Origin of the sequence: Mycobacterium sp. 050134, from assembly GCF_036409085.1 — a bacterium.
In the GTDB taxonomy this organism is placed as follows: Bacteria; Actinomycetota; Actinomycetes; order Mycobacteriales; family Mycobacteriaceae; genus Mycobacterium.
Genome location: NZ_JAZGLV010000048.1, coordinates 1 through 3,759, shown reverse-complemented (window position 1 = coordinate 3,759; position 3,759 = coordinate 1). Strand labels below are relative to the sequence as shown.

The 3,759-nt window shown below is 63.6% G+C and carries 1 protein-coding gene and 4 pseudogenes; 3 read left to right on the top strand and 2 right to left on the bottom strand.

The window, feature by feature from the left end:
• Positions 1-206: 206 nt before the first annotated feature.
• A pseudogene (locus SKC42_RS27915) lies at positions 207-465 on the top strand (IS1634 family transposase); the annotation flags it as partial.
• A gap of 9 nt (positions 466-474) precedes the next feature.
• Here SKC42_RS27915 and SKC42_RS27275 read toward each other — a convergent pair.
• Positions 475-730: pseudogene (locus SKC42_RS27275) on the bottom strand (IS1634 family transposase); the annotation flags it as partial.
• A 124-nt stretch (positions 731-854) separates the two neighbouring features.
• On the opposite strand from SKC42_RS27275, the pseudogene SKC42_RS27910 reads away from it, so the two are divergent.
• Together SKC42_RS27910 and SKC42_RS27905 are read left to right on the top strand one after the other, a co-directional pair.
• Positions 855-1,062: pseudogene (locus SKC42_RS27910) on the top strand (IS1634 family transposase); the annotation flags it as partial.
• Positions 1,063-1,562: 500 nt separating this feature from the next.
• On the top strand, positions 1,563-2,489 hold the full coding sequence (locus SKC42_RS27905; protein ID WP_442932284.1) for an IS1634 family transposase: 927 nt from the start codon (positions 1,563-1,565) through the stop codon (positions 2,487-2,489).
• A 90-nt stretch (positions 2,490-2,579) separates the two neighbouring features.
• Here SKC42_RS27905 and SKC42_RS27265 read toward each other — a convergent pair.
• Positions 2,580-3,418: pseudogene (locus tag SKC42_RS27265) on the bottom strand (IS1634 family transposase); the annotation flags it as partial.
• Positions 3,419-3,759: the final 341 nt, after the last annotated feature.

Below are 3,759 nucleotides of genomic sequence, written 5' to 3'. Positions count from 1 at the left end.
GCCTTGGCGGCGGCCACGCTTGCGGGAAACCCCGAAGATGCCGGTGCGGCGTTCGATACAGGGGCCGGCGAGCGTGCACCCGTCGAAATCACGGCCCGACTTGGGTCACTTTGGTCAGTTTCTGAGGGTGCTGGGTCGTTGACTTGCATTGATTCTGGGGCTTAGTGCACACGTTAGGCACTAATTTGGGTCAGTAGGCTCGCTGGATGGTGTGGATTCGGCGGGTGCGCACCGCCTCAGGTGCGACGGCGGTGCAGATCGCCGAATCCGTCGATGGCCGCCGCCGGAATCGTCCGCCATGTTGGTTCGGCGCGTGATGACGCCAAGCTGGGTTTGCTCATCGAGGAGGCCCAGCAGCTGGTGGCCGGTGATACCCAGGGCGAGTTGGATCTGGGGATCACCCCGAAAGCCGTTCGGGCCCACATGGTTCCACCGCCGGCCGAGGCGTTGTTCAGCGGCGGTGCCGGGGATCCAGCTGTTCACGCCCTGGCTGACGGCTAGTGCGGTGAACATGATGGTCAGGTGGGCTTCGATGGCGTCGCGGGTGCGGGCGAACATGGGTCGGGCGGCGAGGTCGGATTTGGACATCCGGAATGACGCCTCGACGTGCCATAGGTCGTGGTAGTTGGCGATCACATCGGTTGCGGGCATGAGTGTGGCGTCGATGTTTGGTGACGTAGCCCTTGAGTCCGACCAGTCGCCGGGCCCGCTCGATCGAGGCGGTATCGAGTTCTTGAGCGCCGTTGCCCTGACTTCGGACACCGTTGGCCGGTTTTCGAGTCAGTAGTGCGCTTACCTGCGGCGTCGTTGGGTTTAGTGCCCCGTTTGGGGCACTAAGCGGGTAGTTTCGGGCGGTGGCGTACGTACGGAAGGTGCGCACGGCCTCGGGCGCGGTGGCTGTGCAGGTCGTTCGGAAACATCGAGGGCAGCGGATGATCGTGGCGCACGTGGGGTCGGCGCACACCGATGCGCAGCTGGGGATCCTGCTTGAGCAGGCGCGCCGGATCGCCGCCCAGGACCAGGGTGTTCTTGATATCGAGGTGCCCGCGCGGACCCAGTCCGTCGACGGCATCGCCGACTGGCGAACCGGCACCTTACTGTTGTCGCCGGGTGTCCCCAAAGGTGCGCCGGCGCCGGCAGGGCGTACCGCGGCGACGCATTCGCGTCTTCTCTACGACGTGCTCGGCGCGGTCTATGACTGGCTGGGGTTCGACATCGTGGCCGATGCGGTGTTCCGGGATTTGGTGATAGCCCGGATCGTCGAGCCCACCAGCAAGGTTGATGCCGCCCGGGTGCTGGCCGATCTAGGCGCAGACACGGTGTCGTACAGGACGATTCAACGTCACCTCGGCAAGGTCAACACCGCGAACTACCGCGGGCAGATCGCAGCCAAGTGCTTCACGCATGCCACGGGATCGGGGTGGGTTGAGGTTGCTGCTCTACGACGTCACCACGTTGTATTTCGAGGCTGAGAATGAAGACGGCCTGCGCATGGTCGGTTACTCCAAAGAGCGCCGCATCGACCCTCAAATCGTGGTCGGGCTGCTGGTCGACCGTGGCGGATTCCCCTTGGAGGTGGGCTGTTTCGAGGCAACACCGCTGAGACCACCACGCTGGTGCCGATCATCACCGGCTTCGCGGCCCGCCATGAACTTGGTGACACGCCGATGGTGATCGCCGCCGATGCGGGCATGCTCTCCGCGTCGAACCTGGCCGCGTTGGATGAGGCCGGGTTGGGGTTCATCGTCGGGTCGCGAATGACCAAAGCGCCCGGCGATCTCGAGTCGCATTTCCACTGGCATGGCAACGCTTTCACCGACGGGCAGATCATCGACACCGTCACTCCGCGGCACGCCAACAGCATCGTCAACGATGTGGCGCACCGGGCTGAGCCGGTCTGGGATCCCGACGATCACACCAACGCGTGGCGGGCGATCTGGGCGTACTCGGCCAAACGGGCACGCCGCGACCAGAAAACGCTCTACGCCCAGGAAGCTCGTGCCCGCGCCGTGGTCAACGGCGAACGCGCCGCCAAGTCCACCCGGTTCGTCAAGACCCAGGCCGGGGACCGCGTTCTCGACGAGGCATCCCTGGCTCGTGCGCAATCGCTGGTCGGTCTCAAGGGCTACGTCACCAACGTTCCAGCCACCGTGATGCCCGCCGGTGAAGTGATCGCCCACTACCACGAGCTCTGGCGAGTCGAACGCTCATTTCGCATGTCTAAGAGCGACCTTCGCGCCCGGCCGATGTTCCACCGCACCCGCGACGCCATCGAAGCCCACCTGACCATCGTCGTCACCGCCCTGGCCGTAGCCCACAACATTCAAGAACGCACCGGCCTCGCCATCGCCAAGATCGTCAAGCAACTGCGACCACTACGCTCAGCGACCATCGCGATCAACGGGACCACCGAGACCTTCCCACCCGAGGTCCCCGAGCCCCAACGACAAATTCTGACCAGCCTCAACATCCCCGAACCGGGGCACTAAGCAAAATGTCCTAACTCAGCAAAGCGGCGCCGTTGGCGCGCCGTGGTTGGTGAAGATTCGGCAGTGGTCACCTGTTGTGCTCACCTCGGGCGCGGCGGGATCGAGTTCTTGAGCGCCGTTGCGGACTGTCACGAACCGGGGTGTGCGGGCGGCTTTGTCTCCGGCGGCGACCGCGCGGGCCTTGTTCTCCTGCATGGTGAGCGTCTTGTTCTCGCGCACCGCCCTTTTCGTCGAGTAGGTCCACACTGCCCGCCACGACTTGGTGTGGGTCTTCGGATTCCAGACGGGTTCGGCACGGAGTTTCGGGTCACTACTCTCGGTGGCGGCACCGCGTTGATCGCATGGGGTGATGGTGGCGATGATCTGACCATCGGTGAAAATCTCTCCGTGCCAACGGGAGTGGGACGCCGGATCATTAGGCGCTTTGGTGACCCTGGATCCGACGATGAACCGTAGCTCAGCTTCTTGGAGTTCGCGCAGATTGCCGCTGGGCAGCATACCGGCATCAGCGACGACGACCATGTCGGTGATCCCGTGACGCTGCTGGAACGCCTTGACGATGGGGATGACAGTCAGTGTCTCGGCCTTGTTCCCTTCGAAACAGCCCACCTCCAAGGGGAATCCGCCACGGTCGACCAGCAGCCCGACCACGATCTGCGGGTCGATGCGGCGCTCTTTGGAGTAACCGACCATGCGCAGGCCGTCTTCATTCTCAGCCTCGAAATACAACGTGGTGACGTCGTAGAGCACCAGGCTCACGTCACCGGCAGTGCGGGCATGGGCGAAGCAGGACGCCGCGTTCTGGTCTCGGTAACCACCCACGCGGGCGCGGCCCAGGGTGCGTTTGCGTGTCGACAACGACGCCGACGTGCGGCCCAACTCCGCCAGGACCCGATCGACATCGGCAGACTGGTCGGCTCCACCACCCGTCCAAAATCACTCGAGCAAAGGAATCGACGCGATGACCAACAAAGTCCCAGAACGACTGGACCACTCCAGAGGGCACACCTCAGTATCGGAGCGGCGGAGCAGCCTGACTGCTGTTTCGCTACTGCCAAAAATTCGGGGCAATAGGCGGTGATTGCGGCGTTGACCACAGCGTCAGCGTGTTCGGGACTGAGCCTGGTGTTGGCCGTTGCGCCTAGATCGTCACTGCACCCTGAAATGCGAAGGGCTAATAAGTTGCCGCACCGCGCCACGTCCGCACCGTGCTAGGTTGCTTAATGCGGTTACCTCGAGAGCGCTCGATGCGCTACGATTTATCACTAGG